Origin of the sequence: Moritella yayanosii (assembly GCF_900465055.1) — a bacterium.
GTDB classification, from domain to species: domain Bacteria; phylum Pseudomonadota; class Gammaproteobacteria; order Enterobacterales; family Moritellaceae; genus Moritella; species Moritella yayanosii.
In genome coordinates this window covers 1,259,641-1,276,449 of record NZ_LS483250.1, presented here as the reverse complement: position 1 = coordinate 1,276,449, position 16,809 = coordinate 1,259,641, and the positions used below count along the sequence as shown (strand labels likewise).

Sequence of the window (16,809 nt, the reverse complement as noted above, 5' to 3'; positions counted from 1 at the left end):
ACCGAGTAGGAATGCCGCATTCCACATTGTGTATAGGAAGCACCAGCCTAATGGTAAATCAGTTCTTGCCTCTAATTTAGAGTAATAACTCTAAATTAGAGGCAAGAAAGACCATAGAAAAAATATATTTTCTGTAATTGATATTATAACAGTACAACTAACATTATGGTCTTACTGGGCGTTATAACACCAGATGAACTCGTGGCTAAATGTTCTGAGTACAGGAGTTACTTTACGGTTTTCGCTTTTAATTCTCTGTATTGGTAAGATGACGTTTTCTAATTAATAACTACCCATAAGAGGGTATCATCACTGTGGGCTAATAAAGTGATCTATTTCAAATTATGATTAATTGCTGGTAAATATTGAATATAAATAATCTTCAACACCATGTGGCGTAAACAAGCTAAATTTTCGCCTTATTTAAGCCAGAGAACGGTGCAGATTCAACTAAAAGTTTATTTCGAGTCCTGCGGGTTTAAGACTAAAATAGGATTGATTTTTATATACCTATGTCGACTATGTGTCAATATCAGCGCAATGGCTAAACCTGTGAGTACGTAGAAGATCCCCAAGCTGGTCTGATTGTTGATCAAATGCTTGATTAAAAAACCACCGCCCAGTCCGGCAATACACATCTGTACCGACCCTGATAATGCGGATACTGCACCGACTTGTTTACTGTGTGGCGCCAGTAACATGCTTATCGATAATGGGAAGCTGATCCCTTGCGCGATGGTTAGTAAGGTAAAACTGAATATTAGATTGTGCAATGACATTTCATTCAATATCAGCCAACAACCGGCGAACATCATAATGCTCGCGGCTAAATACATCAGTTGATTGGTGGTGAAACGCTTATTCAATCGATTTAAGATCAAGCTGCCGGTTAATAACCCCGCCGATGGAATAATCATCACTTCACCATAATCAGCCGCACTGAGTTTTAACCCTTCTTGCAATAAAAAAGGCAGTAATGAAACAGAGACTAGACTGGACAAGTAACCAATCCAGTTATAGCTTGCGGATGAAATCACTTGGTAGTTTCTTGACAGGTGCCAGTAGTCGAGCAGGGTCTTTTTGATATTAAATTTTGTCACCGCATGGGGCAGAGTTTCTGGCAAGATAAAGTAACCCAAGGTGAAAATAGCCAATAGATAAACTAATACAAAGCTAAACACGGATTGCCAGCCAAAATGCCATGCTATCCAGCCGCCAGCCACAGGCGCCAAAATAGGCAGGATCGATGCGGTTATGGACATATAGGACAGCGCTTGTATTAACTGGCTACCGCTGTAACTGTCGCGGATCACACTGCGACCTAATACCGATGCACTGCCTGCGCCTAAACCTTGTAATAACCGACCTGCAATCAATGCAGTATAACTGTCTGGTAATAACACACACAGGAGGGTACCGGCCAAATAGATGCCTTGTCCGAGTAAAAATACCGGGCGACGACCGATAGCATCAGAAAGTGGTCCATAGAAAAGTTGTGACAATCCGAACCCGAGTAAAAATAGGGTGACAAGCTGTTGTACGTCGGCTTGAGACACGCCCAGTTCACGGCTTATTAATGGCAGTGAAGGCAGATAAATACTGACACCGACTTGTCCTGTGGCAATGATCATCATCGCCAACGCAAGTGGGATTTTGTTAAATTTGGTGTTATTTATATTCATGTGACTAGTGTACATTAAGACCTTTGAAATGAAAATTAGCTTATGTGGATGGTCATTGCGTCCTGTCAGGACCTAATTGAATAGATGTTGTATGACATAAATGATACGCAGATCGTATTTATGATAAGACTAAATATGATTTATGTTAATGGTTGAACATAAATACACTCATCATCGATCGCAGCAAGTGAGATGGAGGTAGATTTAAATAATTTATCGAATAGCGTGATCAGTGATGACCACTAGATTGAAGACCTGATAGATAGAACCGCGATTAAAATGCTTTGCCATTTTTGAGGACAATCTAGCGCGGATCTCATCGTAGAGCTGGGACTAATGTAAGTCTCAAACAGACTCTGAATATATTAGCGCCAAGCGAACTTGCCCCAAAGTTAGTTAGAGCTAATGAGCAATTGTAAAAAAGTAGATTAAGTAGCTGAAAATCCCACCTTAAATGAACAAGTTTCAATGTCCTGTAACACGGCGTCATGTTATTCTAATTTTTCAATCTATGCTCACGATTCATAAGCGGGGGGTAGAATATTTGAATTATTGTAATCTGCTGATTCTAGATAATAACAACTGGAATGAATATATCGTATTTAATTACTTTAACTGAATGATAGCACCAAGGATGTTGTGTATGAAAAACTTAATATTAATAACGGTATTCGTAATGTTTGCGATCGCAGGCATAACAAGTATCACCTCTACCTCTTATATATCTAATCAAAAAATTGATGAGATTATATTAAAAAAATCCCAAGCAAAGGCTGAAGTCATTGCTAAAAACGTCGAGTATGTATTACAAAAATCTTCCCAGCCCTTGGTTGATTTACAAGAGTTAGTAGTGTCACTTTCAGAGCGTTCAGATATTATTTACGCGATTTTCATAGATCGGAAAATTCAAGCCGTTGCACATAGCGATATAAACAAGTTAAATAAGATCTATAAAGATAGCTACACCATGGAAGCGGCAGGGAAAGGAGAACAAAAATTCTCTAAATGGTATGCGGATGTGCAAAAAATGTGGGTGTACGACATAATAGTCCCTGTTTATGATAAGAATGGTCAGCTATTGGGTGCTTTTGATATTGGTATCCCAATTTCAGAAGTAGATGATGCTGTAGCAGATATTGTGCTCACTCAGTTAATCGCAATCACCGCCATCTTTCTGATATGTGCCTGTGTGTTGATGTGGCTACTGGACCGATTTTTCAAACCGCTTGTTGGCTTACAACAGGCATTAGAAGATATATCAAAAGGTGATGGAGACCTTACCGTTAGATTACCGGTACAAGGAACAGATGAAATAGCCCATATTTCTAAAGCATTCAATATTTTTGTGGGTAATATTAATGAAATAATTTCCAAAGTAGTAGAAACGGGGTTAGGTATAGGTCGTTCAGCGACTGAACTTCGCAGTCAGTCTCAACTTGGATTATCAAGAGGTCAAGCACAAAGCGAGCGAACGTTATTAGTAGCAACTTCAATAAATGAAATGATCGCGACTATTAATGAAATATCGCAAAATGCGGCGGGTGCAGCAAATTCGGCTAATGGTGCAAATAGCGAAACTCAAGCTGGGCGTAAAACATTACAAGACTCATCTAATACCATCAATAACCTAGGTATTGAAATGAATAACATGTCATTGGTTATCACATCATTAGCGGGAAGAACACAGTCAATCGGGTCCATACTCGACGTGATAAGGGGTATTTCAGAGCAGACTAATCTCCTTGCACTCAACGCCGCAATTGAAGCAGCCCGAGCAGGTGAGGCTGGCCGAGGTTTTGCTGTCGTCGCAGATGAAGTCAGAAATCTTGCTACTAAAACTGCACAGTCGACCGATGAAATTCAAAATATGATTAATCAATTGCAGCATGAGGCAAAAAATGCGGTAGAGGCGATGGAGAGTAGTCGAACTTTAACCGAAGAAGGTACCAGAACCACAGCTCAAGCTCTGGAAGTGCTCGAAAACATATCAGTGCAAGTTATTACTATCCTTGATATGAATACCCAAGTTGCAACTGCTACCGAAGAGCAATCTTGTGTAGCAAATGAAATCAATATCAATATGGATTTGGTCAATAACTCTGTTCAAGAAGGCTTGATCGCTAGTCAGGAGCTAGAAGCGTCTAGCAAAACCCTGGAGCAGCTTGCTCATACTTTAGATCTTCATGTAGGTTCATTCAAAATCTAATATTGAAGCGCTTCTAACCGACATTTCGGACCCTATTATAGATGTTAATTATCGTTTTTTAGCAGCACGTTTAAAGCAAATGTCGACATGATAGGTTTGTGGATACATAAACCTATCCCTAAATTATAAAATCCCACCGGCAATAAAAAAAGCTTGACGGCGATCCCCATATTTGATCTATTAGTTATCTTTGGCCTCGCAATAATTACCTTTGCCTTTTTACAACGGAGCTTTTTCCAGCCGCTAAAATTATTACTCTCTAGTGCTAAAAAAGTGGAATCTGGCAGTAAACTGGCAGTAAGCTTGAGTGATACGGTATTCCGCGTTGGTGGTGATGAATTCTTAATACTCCTAAGAAACATCAAAGATACTCGAGATGTAGATTGTGTTGCAGAGAAGATCCTCAGCACATTTGTAGAGCCTGAAATAATTGAAGGAAAGCCGATGAATATCACAATTAGTATTGGCGCAGCTGTATCACCTAATGACACAACGAATAGTGATGATATGGTTAAGTTCGCAGATATTGCCATGTATGCAGCTAAGCGTGATCAAGAAACCAGTTACAAAGTATTTAACCCTAGTATGTTAAAACGTGTCAATGATGGTGAATAATACACACTGAGTTTCGTTTCGTTAAGACAGTTAGCGAAACTCAATATCCGCCTGCACATAATGTATATCATGGTTAATGGGGTGAGGGCATCAGTTAGATCAAGATCTTTTTATCACTATAAATAAGACTATTTATGCTAGATTAGGTCTTATTAGGATTGAATGTTCACTTCAATAGCGATATAGCGAAAAAGGTAGGTAGTGATGGACTGGATATTGTGCGTACGCAGTTATATCAAAGTGGTCGAAGAAGGTAGCTTTAACGGGGCCGCGTATCAACTTAATACCACCGGCTCTGCGATCAGTAAGCGTATAAACTGGTTAGAAGATAAAGTCGGCGTGCAGTTACTTAAGCGCACCACGCGATCATTAGATCAAACCGAAGCTGGACAATTGTTTTACCAACGGTCACGATTACAACTTGATCAGTGGATGTCGCTGGTGGATGAAGCGCGTTCGGTCAATCAAACGCCAACGGGTTTATTGAAGATTGGCGCGACGACCGCTGTCGGTTCTAAGTTCATCATTAAATACCTCAATGACTTTTTACTGATGTATCCAAAAATCAAAATACAACTGTTAACCACTTCTCCGGGACAAATGCCCGAGACTTATGTGGATGTTTTTATTAGTCGGGATTTAGAACAATTAAATACCCACAGTTATAAAGCCATTGAGCTGTTTAAAAATGACGCCAAATTTTTTGCGTCTCCAGACTATATCGAAAAATACGGCAAGCCTGAAACCGTCCATGATCTTGAATCGCATAACATGCTTATTTGGGGCGAAAGACCGATACGTGAAGTGAAATTATCGACCGGTAATCGTATTACTTTACGGGGGAATTTTGCCACCACCAACCCTGAGGCTCTGTTCTACGGTGCTAAGTGCGGTATGGGGATCTTACTCGCCAGTCAAAAAATGCTTGAAGATTTAATTGAGGTGGGGGAGTTGGTACAAGTGTTACCGGATGTAACGGTCGATCATGGGGCTGTGTGTGCTTATTACCCAACGCTTGATTATGAGCATACCCGTACACAGTTGTTTATTAAATATCTAAAAGAACGAATACAAAGTCAAGAATTAAATTAGGTTGATCCAGCTGTATTGCAGCGTTAAAAGTTGTATAAATATGCTTTTATTGGATCTTTTGTGCTAATAGTTTGGAATACGCGATGTTTCATGCTAATAATGTCTTTTTTGTGGTATTAAGGAATATATACTTATGTCAGATAGTTCATTACGTTATTCATCTATTGCACTTGTTAAAGAAATTGAGTCACCAGAAAATCCTGGAGGACTAGAGAAACGTGTTGCATTGATACCGAGTGATGTAGGTCAACTTGTTCAATCTGGTATTAAAGTTTATGTTGAATATGGTGCTGGTGATGGGGTTGGTTTTAGTGATGACGAATATTTAAAAAATAACGCTATCATGCAAACGGCAGAAGAAATTTATGTCAATAAATCACTGATCATTAAATTCAAAGGCCCTGCGATCGCCTCTGTAGAACAAATGAGTGAAGGCTGTACTTTATTCTGTATGGCTCATTTTAATTCTTATCCAGACCGCGCTCAATTACTGCAAGATAAACGCATTAATGTGATTGCGATGGAAGAGATATGTGAGTCACCGAAACATGAACCTGATCATCTGATCCTTGCTCGCGTGGCGATGAATACCGTATTAACCCCTTTTATCAATGCTCAAACTATGGGTGACTTGCAAATTAGAGTTATCGGTTGGAGTGAACGACTACGTGGCGCGATAAAGCGTGCTGGTAATCGTGGGCCGCGTTCATTGAAGGTCATTCAACCAACACTTGCATTTGATGAACTTGATGTTGTTGGCCCTAATGCGCTGTATTTCTATGACAGCCAGAGTTTTAACGATAAGCAAGACATATTGCAACAACTGGATAAGGCGGGTACTCATCTTTTTGATTTGAGTGAATTTGAACGCGAACACGGACAGCAGGCAATTTCAGCTTATCGCGAGAGTCACATTCCGCAAGAATTTGGCTTACGTCGTATTCAGTGTTTACACGAAACGGGTCAAGCCGGTGCCAGATATGGTATGTCGTTGTTGAGAGAGCATAAACCGTCTGTGGATGTCGCGAACATCAAAGCAGTGATCCTTGGTTATGGTAATGTGGGACAGGGCGCTCTGGATGAATTACATCAACAAGGTATCAAACACATTCATGTGTTAGGTCGCGCGCAGACCGCCAAAGAGAGTATCGGTTATTGGTTAAAGGATGCTGATATTGTGGTTAATGGTGCCGAACAGCCTGCCGAGCTAAGAGGCAAGAATTTCTTAATCAGTAACCAGCATGTGAAAGAGTTAATACCTGAGAATTCGGTTGTTATCGATTTAGTGGGTGGCAGTGCGACCAACCGTAGTCCGGTAGAGCCTGTGATCAGCTGCAGCTTTTTAACGCAACCTTATTTTGTTCAAGACGGTGTGTTGATCTCATCTTTATGGGGCTGGCCAATGATGGGCATGATGCGTGAAACGGCTGTTCGCTATTCTGGGCAAATTGTCGATGTATTGATCGGTGATGAGAAATTGATTGATGGACTTGATAAATTAGCCCCAGGTGTGAAAATCGCCCTAGTTTGCGGTCCTTTTTAGGCTATTTTTAGAGCCTCTTTAGGTTCTATTTAGCGCTAAGATTGTTAATATCCGTCCTGTTTGAGGACGGATATATTACCTAACTAACTACCGACTTAACTTCCTAACAATCACTACCGTAACGCTGCGTAATATAAGCCTCAAAATCATCGCATAATTGACCATCTGAAACGTTATTGTCAGCAATTGTCTCGGCACCATCAACAATACTAATTTTTGCGTTCAGCGCTGCTGGTTTCATTCTAATTCTGTTTTGCGCAGCTACTATCTTAGCTTGCTCTTGTTGCCAAGCCTGCTCACTGGTTTTATTACAGGTGTCTGCTAGGTATGCAGCAGAGAAACCTTCGCCAGTTAAACTCCGTAATGTTGCATCGTGACTGATGCTGTTACCCGGTTTCCAGTAATGTTCAGCCAGTAACGGACCAATTGCAGGATTATCCGTTAGGTAGCCAAACTTCTTGATAAAGTAAGCGCGAGTTTGGTACACAGCCATGTGCGCGAGTAGATAGCCTTGGTAAGAACAAGCGGCTTCTTGCGATAGTAAATGTGGAACCGCGAGTAATGGTCGTGGACTTGCTGCTAAACCTAAGATACGTTGTTCAGTATCACGGGCCAGTTGAGTCAAATATTCAGGCGTTAACAAACCTTCATCAGCGTTATACACTGCCCATTCAAAATAAGGCACCACTAAGATGCTGCGTTCTTGATAAGCCTTAAACGGCTGTTTTGCGGCAATTAATGCTTGGATCACCTCGTCTGGCACCACTTTACCATCGGCATTGTAAGCATATTGTTTTAGCCAATCAGCGTCATTTAACAGACTGTCACAGAACATAGATTGGGTTTCTGCGTATGCCATTGATGTTGGTGCAAATTCTTGTGAGAAACACGGTGAGTTTAATTTGATATTGGCAAAGTGCGCCGCATGGCCACCTTCATGGAACAAGGTATTGATGCCATCATAACCACTGCCGATTTGGTCGGGCTTCGCGTTACTGGTGAAATTAATTTTACCCGCTTGCCATTGATCTTCTGCATAAAACGACGGAATAGGGCCGTGGCAGAAACCATTTTGGTATTTACCCGGACGGTCTAATAAATCCAGGGTCATGTCGGCTTGTGAGTAATCGATATTTAGGCGACCGAATGATTCAATCCAACGACGTAATGATTTTGAGAACGGCACGTAAGGGTCAAGTTGACGGGCGGCATCACCAGCATACATAAAGCTAAAGTTATGGCCTTGAACCGCGCTCTCGCCTTTCGTGTCGGCTAAATTCTGGATGCTGCGTTGGTTTTGTTCACGGGTACGTAATTCAAAATCATCTAAAATAGTAAACAGCTGCTCTGGTGTCATCTGCTCGGTTTTATTGACTTTATAATCAAAGAAATTACGGAAGCCTTGTTGACGAGCAAAGTCGTTACGCTGTTTAACCAGGTCGATATAACCGTTATTAAGTACCCATTGCTCAAGATCTAATAGCGCTTGGTGTGCCGATTTTCTCACCCCTTCGTTATTACTGGTGCGGATGTTAGCGGCTAGCACGGTGAGTGAGGCTTGCTGTTTGTCCCCATTTTCATCATTACAATACATCAGGTAATCTTGGCGCTTGGTAAATAGTGCTGACTCGCTGCGTATCAGGGCGGCCATTTTATCTCGGCCTTCGGCGCTTTCAATTGCATTGGCATCGAAAAAGGCTAACCAACCTTTGAGTCCTTGTGCTAGAGCCTCATCTTCATCGGTTAACTGTAATAGTACGTCAAGGTTATCACGTGTCGCTTGAATATGACTTGGGTCTGAGATAAATGCACTGAGTTTAGCTTCTGCAGCGGCAAAACCGTCATGGTCATCACTGGTGCCCATGTAAGTTTGCCAAAATAGGTCTTCTTTGCGGCGGTGCAGCGCTAAATAATCATCATTGAGTTGATTAAAATAATCTTGTGGGTTCACAATGTCTCCTTGTTAAAATAGCGCATAACGACGATAGTTCCGGTAATAGTGCATCTGAGGCACTGGATGAATGCATACGCTAACTTTATTCTTGATTTGTTTTTGGAATTATTTAATGCTTCTCTTGTCCCAGCTAAGTAAAGACAATAAACTTCAGCACTTTATAAACAATAAATATACTATTAATAACACTTTTAGGACCACTATGTATACAGATGAAGACCTAAATAGTGCAGTAGATAAAGGAATTTTTACTGCTTCGTCCGTCGACGAGTTTCGACGTGATCAATTGTTAGCCAAGCATATGACGATAGCAGATGAAGAAAATATTCGGTTAATCGGTGGATTTAACGATATATTCATCGTTATTGCCTGTGCGCTGCTGTTGTTTTCATCACTTTGGGCGGTCAAGACCATTGATCCTCGCTTAGGTTTTGCCACGTTTGCCGTGTTGTCATGGGCGCTTGCCGAATTCTTTGTGCTGAAGAGAAAGATGGCCTTTCCTGCGATTATGTTATTACTCGCCTTTATTGGTGGTGTATTTAAGTTATCAATGGAAGTATTTTCATCGCTTAATGAGCAAGCTATTATTGCTGCGACTGGCGCATCGGTTATTGCCGCTTTCTGTCACTGGCGTCGCTTCAATGTGCCTATTACGATTGCTGCGGGTACTGCTGCAATGATCGGCTTTATCGTGTCTTCTTTCATATCGGCATTTACGACGCCTGAAACGATCAATGTATTAACGGATTGGATACTGGTAGTGATATTTTCCTGTGGTATTTTAACTTTCTTGTTTGCTATGTATTGGGACTCTTCAGATCGCGAACGTATAACAAACCGAACTGATACCGCATTTTGGTTACATTTATTATCAGCACCGTTGATTATTCACCCGATATTTTTAAGCGTGGGAATTTTAAACGGTGAGGAAAGCATTAGTAGTATCGTGATTATTATTGCGTTGTACTTATTGATGTCACTGGTTTCGATTATTACCGACCGCCGTGCTTTTATGGTGTCATCATTGGTATATGTGTTGTATGCATTATCAAGCTTGATGAGTATTTATGGCAATGTTGGTACTAATTTTGCGATGACTGGAGTCGCAATTGGTGCAGCTCTGTTATTACTGTCTGCCTTATGGCATCCCGTTCGCGGCATGATTGTGACGGTATTACCTAACGTAGTGAAGCAACTGGTTCCCGATGCTAAGTAGGTAAACAGCCTATATTACTGTGGGTTAAGTTTCGATTTAACCTGCGGTATTTTCGTTTTTAATTTCAATAATTAACGGCACAAAAACATAACCGAAGTGCTCATGGCAATATTCAATGTCACCTAGGGCATCTTTTTGTAATTCGAAAATACTGTTGTGAACCGGGATAACAAGCTTACCGTTCGGTGCGAGTTGCTTGATTAACTCATCGGGGATCGCTTCACTCGCCGCAGCGCTAACTAAAATTCGGTCGAAAGGCGCATACGCTGCTAGACCAATGTTGTTTTCGGCGATGAAGAATTCAACATTATCACAGCCAAAACGACGACAATTGGCTTCACCAAACCGTTTTAACTCAGGGATACGTTCAACGCCATATACTCTGCCTTTTGGTCCGACTAAACAAGCCAACAGTGCGGTACTCCAACCTGAACCTGAACCGACATCCAGTATACGCTGACCTGATTGTGGTGCTAACCACAACAACATGTGCTTAACGGTTGTCGGTTGACTGATTGTTTGCGCATGACCGATAGAAAAGGGCACATCATAGTCTGCCAGATGCTGATTATCAGCAGGCATAAAATGAGTTCGTTTAACGGCTGTAAAAGCCTGTTCTACTCGTTTATTAATCTTCGCATCATTCATTTTTATATTACCTACTTTCTATTCGAGAATGTTCAATGAAATGGTTATGTGCGAATTATGTATACGCTATTTCCTCTCCTCTTCTAATTCTAGCTCAGCGCTCGTGATGATTTTTAGCTATTCATTGATTGTGTTCAATATGCGCTTTTGTTACTACATTAGAGGCATTCTTAATGTGTTAATTTACGTCCTTAAATCTTGATCTAGATCAACAAGCCCGAATTCATAGCATTGGCCTGCATATACAGGTAGAATGCCCCCTCAAAAATTACAATAAAAGCATTAAGTGGGTTATTTCGCATGAGTAGAAAAATAGAATTATTGGCACCGGGTGGTGATGTAGAAGCGATAAAAGCGGCGATTGTAGCTGGTGCAAATGCAGTCTACTGTGGTTTGGATATGTTCAATGCCCGTAACCGTGCGTCCAATCTTTCATTTGATGAGCTAAATGGCGTATTACGACTTGCACACGAAAACAGCTGTGAAGTTTTTTTAACGCTTAATGTTGTGATCTTAGAACACGAAGTTGTTAGCTTGGTACGCCTGCTTAATAAACTGGTTAATAGCGGTATTGATGGCATCATCGTGCAAGACTTAGGTGTTTTCAATATTGTTAAAAAGCATTTCCCATCATTACATATTCATGCGTCGACTCAATTAACAACGCACAACGAAGGCCAAGTTTTATTCTTACATAAAATTGGTGCAACGCGTGTCAACTTATCTCGTGAGCTGAACCTGGATGAAATTAAGCAATTAACAACTGTTGCGCATGACCATGACGTATTAACCGAAGTATTCGTGCATGGCGCGTTATGTATCGCGTTCTCTGGCCAATGTTACTCAAGCTCAGTGAGTGTGGGTAACTCAGGTAACCGTGGTCGTTGTAGCCAAGCTTGTCGTGACGAATATGAAGTGACTGCAGAAGGTCATCGTTTCCCGCTTAACTTAAAAGATAACTCAGCATACTTTGACTTACCACAACTGGTCGATGCGGGTGTGGACTCATTAAAAATTGAAGGCCGTATTAAAGGCGCACATTATGTTTATACAGTTGTAGATACATGGCGCAAGCAGATCAACAGCTTTGTTGAGTCTGGCAAATTATTAGCTGACGATGGCAACCTGCATAAAGTATTTAACCGTAGCTTCACTAACTCATTCTTGCAGGGCGATCTAAACAAGAAAATGTTTACAGATAATCCTCGTGATAACAGTGTGAACTACGCAGTAGAAAAAAGTGATGCGATCTCGGTGGTACAAATCCATGATGTAAAACAAGACCTTTATACTGATAAAAATGCATTAGGCGCAGAACTAGCAGAAAAGATTAAAGATCTAAGCATTGATAAGATTGGTCTTACATTAGCATTCACGGCGAAAGAAAATAGCCCATTAACAGTCAACATTATGGCTGGTGACACGCCGTTTGAAGTGAAAAGTGATTCTGTATTACGTATTGCAGATGAAATTTCAATCACACCCGAAACAGTTGAAAAACGTTTCCGTAGCTTCAACAATGCCACGTTCGATCTTGCGCCAATGAACTTTGATAATTTTGATGCCAATCTAACAGTACCGTTTAAAGAATTAACTGAACTGAAAAACCAAGTGGCGTTTTTATTGAATGGTTCACGTGACGTGGTTAAACACGTTGATGTACCTGCATTACCTCAGCACCCTAAAATAGAAGAAACACCTAAGTTATCACTGCTGATTGCTAACCTAAAAGATTTACACCTTGCTGACGTGACAGATGCCGATATCTACTTCAAGATCCCTGAAAGCTTGAAAAAGAACTGCCCTAAACACATTAAATTATTACAAGAAAATCCACGTTTAATTCCGTGGTTCCCAGCGGTATTGATTGGTAAAGATTACCTAGAGTCAGTGAAGATCCTGGAACAAGTGAAACCTAAGCGTATCGTTACTAACAATACCGGTATTGCTTATAAAGCATTTGAAATGGGTATCGAGTGGGTTGCTGGCCCGTTTTTAAACACCACCAACTCACATGCATTATTAACCCTGCAAGAAGAGTTAAACTGTGCCGGTGCGTTTATTTCTAACGAGATCAACCGTGGCCAAATTAGAAATATTACCCGTCCAAAGAACTTTAAACTGTTCTACAGTATCTACCATCCAATTCTGATGATGACCAGTCGTCAATGTTTCTTCCAGCAAACGGTTGGCTGTAAGAAACCGGCGATTGAAGATGGTTGCATGCTGAAATGTGAGAAAGCGACCACAATTACCAATATTAAAGGTATTTCGTTTGCGGTTGATAAACAAAAAGGCGGCTACCCAAGCATTTACAATGACGAGCAGTTCTTAAACTTTGATGCAGTAAATGACTTCTCCCATCTGTTTGACGAATTCTTTATCGACCTAACCAACATTGGTGCAGGTTCTAAAAAAGAACAAGATAAAGTCGAGCTAATCAAACACTTTGAAGCGCTACTCGCGGGCGATGAAGCGTCAAAAGTGGCACTAAATAACCTAGTGCCTGTGGCAACAAATGCGCAATATACTCAGGGTTTATAAGCGTTAGCGATAAGCTTTAAGCTCAATAACTCGAATACTTTAGTTAAGCCAAGTGTTGCTGATTGTAGTGAAAATACATGATGCGAAACTTGGCTTTATTTTTATGTACTTAGTCATATTTAATTTTCTATTCCATCGTAAATGTGGTCAGTATTAGAATGTAATGCCTATAATTACTGTTTAATAGTGGTTATCTGCTGGTTTATAGCGGATTGCGGTAGGTTATTATGATATGAATGTTTTACATATACACTCTGATTACCCTGACGGTCGTAATAACTTAAGTACGCCCGCTGTTAAATCCTTATTAGATGCCACCTCTGGTATCGTCAACACTGTTTTTGTTATTCATCGTACCCCATGGCCTTGGTTAGTGGGTGTTATTCCGCATAACCCTAAATTGTATTCGATTTACTATTGGGGCTTACCTTTCGGCTTTGCGCTGACGTTATCGCTGTTTCTTGCTCGACACCTTCTGTTTAATCTTATCCAAAAGCAACAAATTAACTGCCAGCTTATCCATGGTCATAAATTGGCGATTGATGGCACGTTAGGTGCTGCAATCGCCCATCAAATGGGTATACCGTATTTTATATCGATTAGAGGGGGAACGGATGTGCGTATTCTGCAGCACAAAGCCTTGTTACGACGTCGTTGGAAAATGGTATTAGAAGAAGCCGAACATATATTTTGGGTGAGTTGTTGGGCGAAAAAACCGATAAATGCAATGCTGAAAACGACGATTAATACATCAACTGCTCAGTCTAGCTTATTACCAAACCCCTGCGAAATGAGGCAGATAGAAAATATTAGCCGGCTTAATGATGCGACGAATTTTGTTACTGTTTTTCGTTTCGAGCAGTATAAACGTAAAGGTATCATGCCATTATTGGACGCTATATCGAAATTAAGTGTTTCGTATCCAAGTATTAGGTTGGATATATACGGTTCAGGGCCTGCAGATAAGATTAAAATAGTGCAAGGTAAGATCGACGCATTATCGTTAAATGGCAAGGTTACGATGAAAGGGCGTATTGATAACACGCTTCTGCAACATAAGTTGCAACAATACTCGGCATTTTTATTACCCAGTAACAATGAGTCTTTTGGAATGGTTTTTGTCGAAGCGCTATTTTCTGGGTTGCCCATTTTATATCACGCCAATACCGGTATTGATGGTTATTTGGATGATATTGATGTTGGCATTAAGGTGCAGAGTCAAGGTGTTGATGAGTTAGCAAACAAGGTTGAAGAGTTAATCGTTCGACATAATTTTTTCCAACAGCGTATTAAGTGTGCGTTAGAAACTCATGCATTAGATATTTTTGAGAAGAAAACCGTCGTTAATCATTATCAGTGTTTGGTTGATGGCCTTGATCTGGAGTGCTCACATGTCGAATAGAAAAGTACTTGTCATTGCATCCGCGGGCGGCCACCTGACTCAAGCTCTTTGCGCCTGTGACCATGTTGACGATATTGTGCTAGTAACGACACATGTATTAGTTAACGACGATAAAATTAAGAAAATATATAAGATGTGGAGCACGCAAAAAAACGTATTCATTCACTTCGTGAATATTTTTTATGCGCTGTATGTTCTGGTAAAAGAAAGGCCTCGGGCAGTATTTAGCACGGGTGGTCCCATCGTTTTACCCTTCGCGTTAGTGTGTAAGTTCTTACCGATCAGGTTTGTGTATTTGGACACATTGTCGCGGGTGGTTGAACTGTCTAATACTGGGAAAATGATCCATAAATATAAATTGTATGATGAATTTATGTCGCAATGGGAAGCGGTTGCTAACCAATATAGCGTCGGTTATGCGGGGAAAACCTTTGATTTAGAAGGACACGTGAATAAGGTGATTACGCCGCTATCATCGCCAGAACAGCCCTTGGTCTTAGTTATTACGGGTACTAATTCTTATCCTTTTCCACGGTTGATAGCGGCAATGGCAAAGCTCGATATTTACCACGATCCAAACGTACGTTGGTTTATTCAAACCGGTGGTTTTGAGGTTGATGTGAAACCGGCCAATGGCGAAATTGTGGATATGGTGACGAAAGACAAAATGGATGCCTTGGTGCAAGAGAGCAGCCTCGTCATCAGTCATTGCGGTGTCGGCAGTATTAATCACATGCTTATTTATCAGAAAAAAGTGATATTTGTGCCACGGTTGCAGCGATTTGGTGAGTTTTCTGATGATCATCAACTGCAAATAGCCAAAGAGTTAAATAATCCCAATATGGCTGTTGTGTACCCAGATGAGTTATTGCCGGTTTATCCCGTGGCAGAGCTAATCGCTATGCCTCGATACGATCAAACCATTGATATTACCAATCATGCTTTTTCAGCTGTTATCGATAAAAAACTATTTGTTGAGCAAAGAGAAGATTCCTATGGCTAAGAAAATACTAATTTCGGTTGTTATTGTTGATTTTTTTAAAGCGCAGCGCGTTGTCCATAATGTCGAAAGAATACTGACTCAACAAGGTGACTTTGATATCGAAGTGATCATTATTGATAACTCTATGGACAGTGGTAATAAGAAGATACTGTCGCAATATCAAGATGCCGACAATGTGACATTAATTTTTAATCAGCAAAATAATGGTTATCCCCGAGGCAGTAATCAGGGGGCTTATTTATGCAATGGTGATTACTTGTTGTTTGTTAATCCGGATATTGAGTGGAAGTCGGCCAGTACATTGGCTGATATTGTTGCTATTTATAACCGGGATCCTGAAGTCGGGATTGTGGGCACCCGACAGTTAAATGATGATGGTTCGACACCTGATACCGTGCGCCGCTTTCCTAACTTGCTCGCGCAAGTAGTACGCAGAACGTCACTTAGAAACTGGCCTTTGTTAAAAGGCATTGCTGAGCACTACGAATACGTAGAGTTCGATTATTGCAAATCGGCTAATGTGGACTGGTTACAATCGTCATTTATGGCTATAAGCCGTGAGGTTTGGGGTAAAATTGGCGGTTTTGACAATCGCTATTTTATCTTTATGGCCGATCCCGATATTTGCTACAAATGTTGGGCGCTGGGCTACAAAGTCCATTATGAGAGCGAGATCGTCGTTGGCGCTGATGGATTACGTTGCAGTGATGGTGGCTTTAAAGACGTATTCACTAACCGTATTTTACGCTTCCATATTCGCGATGCTTTTATCTACCATTTTCAGTATTTATTAAAACCGAGTATACCCACAGCCCGAAAGTTACAAGGCCGAAGGTCTGAAAGCGTTAAATATGAACAATAGTAAGTTGGTTATAAGCAATAGTAACGTTGGTTATGAGTAATC

At 40.8% G+C, this 16,809-nt stretch carries 12 protein-coding genes; 9 read left to right on the top strand and 3 right to left on the bottom strand.

The window, feature by feature from the left end:
* Positions 1-458: 458 nt before the first annotated feature.
* Positions 459-1,682, bottom strand: a complete 1,224-nt coding sequence (locus tag MORIYA_RS05750; RefSeq protein WP_112718472.1) for a multidrug effflux MFS transporter — start codon at positions 1,680-1,682, stop codon at positions 459-461.
* A 643-nt stretch (positions 1,683-2,325) separates the two neighbouring features.
* On the opposite strand from MORIYA_RS05750, the gene MORIYA_RS05745 reads away from it, so the two are divergent.
* The 4 genes from MORIYA_RS05745 (at position 2,326) to MORIYA_RS05730 (ending at position 7,138) form a co-directional block, all read left to right on the top strand.
* Entirely contained in the window at positions 2,326-3,888 is a 1,563-nt protein-coding gene (locus MORIYA_RS05745; protein ID WP_112713453.1) for a methyl-accepting chemotaxis protein, read from the top strand.
* A gap of 153 nt (positions 3,889-4,041) precedes the next feature.
* Positions 4,042-4,503, top strand: a complete 462-nt coding sequence (locus MORIYA_RS05740; protein WP_112713451.1) for a diguanylate cyclase domain-containing protein — start codon at positions 4,042-4,044, stop codon at positions 4,501-4,503.
* 204 nt (positions 4,504-4,707) lie between these two features.
* A complete protein-coding gene (locus MORIYA_RS05735) occupies positions 4,708-5,595 on the top strand; it encodes a LysR family transcriptional regulator (RefSeq protein ID WP_162629236.1) in 888 nt (295 codons plus the stop codon).
* Between the two features lie 133 nt (positions 5,596-5,728).
* Complete coding sequence (locus MORIYA_RS05730) at positions 5,729-7,138, top strand: alanine dehydrogenase (protein WP_112713449.1); 1,410 nt, start codon at positions 5,729-5,731, stop codon at positions 7,136-7,138.
* A 103-nt stretch (positions 7,139-7,241) separates the two neighbouring features.
* Here MORIYA_RS05730 and MORIYA_RS05725 read toward each other — a convergent pair whose 3' ends face one another.
* Positions 7,242-9,089 (bottom strand): M3 family metallopeptidase, encoded by a 1,848-nt coding sequence (locus MORIYA_RS05725; RefSeq protein WP_112713447.1) that lies wholly within the window; start codon positions 9,087-9,089, stop codon positions 7,242-7,244.
* Between the two features lie 205 nt (positions 9,090-9,294).
* On the opposite strand from MORIYA_RS05725, the gene MORIYA_RS05720 reads away from it, so the two are divergent.
* On the top strand, positions 9,295-10,308 hold the full coding sequence (locus tag MORIYA_RS05720) for a hypothetical protein (RefSeq protein ID WP_112713445.1): 1,014 nt from the start codon (positions 9,295-9,297) through the stop codon (positions 10,306-10,308).
* Between the two features lie 36 nt (positions 10,309-10,344).
* Here the strand turns inward: MORIYA_RS05720 and MORIYA_RS05715 are convergent, their stop codons facing one another.
* Entirely contained in the window at positions 10,345-10,956 is a 612-nt protein-coding gene (locus MORIYA_RS05715; RefSeq protein ID WP_112713443.1) for a protein-L-isoaspartate O-methyltransferase family protein, read from the bottom strand.
* Between the two features lie 300 nt (positions 10,957-11,256).
* Here MORIYA_RS05715 and MORIYA_RS05710 point away from each other — a divergent pair, with 300 nt between their 5' ends.
* The 4 genes from MORIYA_RS05710 to MORIYA_RS05695 all read left to right on the top strand — a co-directional run bounded on the left by MORIYA_RS05710 (position 11,257) and on the right by MORIYA_RS05695 (position 16,767).
* Positions 11,257-13,500, top strand: a complete 2,244-nt coding sequence (locus tag MORIYA_RS05710) for a peptidase U32 family protein (protein ID WP_112713441.1) — start codon at positions 11,257-11,259, stop codon at positions 13,498-13,500.
* Positions 13,501-13,732: 232 nt separating this feature from the next.
* Positions 13,733-14,902 (top strand): glycosyltransferase, encoded by a 1,170-nt coding sequence (locus MORIYA_RS05705; protein ID WP_112713439.1) that lies wholly within the window; start codon positions 13,733-13,735, stop codon positions 14,900-14,902.
* Positions 14,892-15,905 (top strand): glycosyltransferase, encoded by a 1,014-nt coding sequence (locus MORIYA_RS05700; protein WP_112713437.1) that lies wholly within the window; start codon positions 14,892-14,894, stop codon positions 15,903-15,905. The genes MORIYA_RS05705 and MORIYA_RS05700 overlap by 11 nt, the downstream gene beginning before the upstream one ends.
* Entirely contained in the window at positions 15,898-16,767 is an 870-nt protein-coding gene (locus MORIYA_RS05695) for a glycosyltransferase (RefSeq protein WP_112713435.1), read from the top strand. Before MORIYA_RS05700 ends, MORIYA_RS05695 begins: the two co-directional genes overlap by 8 nt.
* Positions 16,768-16,809: the final 42 nt, after the last annotated feature.